Origin of the sequence: Ochrobactrum sp. SFR4, from assembly GCF_019730395.1 — a bacterium.
Lineage (GTDB): Bacteria > Pseudomonadota > Alphaproteobacteria > Rhizobiales > Rhizobiaceae > Pseudochrobactrum.
The window spans coordinates 1-350 of sequence record NZ_JAAPBB010000404.1 but is presented as its reverse complement, the minus strand read 5'-3'; the positions used below and the strand labels follow the sequence as shown (position 1 = coordinate 350).

Below are 350 nucleotides of genomic sequence, written 5' to 3'. Positions count from 1 at the left end.
CAGAAGCTGCCTGAGTGGCAGCGTATCTCCATCGCCAGTGCTTTGTTTGGTGACGAAGCACGCGCTTTGATGCCATTGATCAATAACTCAACGGATCTTCGCCGCCAGCTGGACATGGTGAGTGATAGTGCGAAATATGCAGGCTCATCCTTTGAGGAATATCGGGTTCGTGCAGAAACCACGGCCAACACCATTGATAAAGTGAAGAACAATTTCATCGCTCTTGGCATTGGTATTGGCGATAGCATGCTGCCGACCATCAACAGTGCGCTCAATGGCGTGCTGGATGTTTTTGCATCTTTAGAAAAACGCACCGGCTTTTTCGAAGAGTTTAACATCGGCATGAAAGG

1 protein-coding gene is annotated in these 350 nt (G+C 48.9%); it reads left to right on the top strand.

Translation table 11 applies throughout. The features are described from left to right. Positions 1 to 350 (top strand): phage tail tape measure protein (locus tag HBA93_RS19575; RefSeq protein WP_221724403.1); only part of this gene is annotated, 350 nt, incomplete at both ends.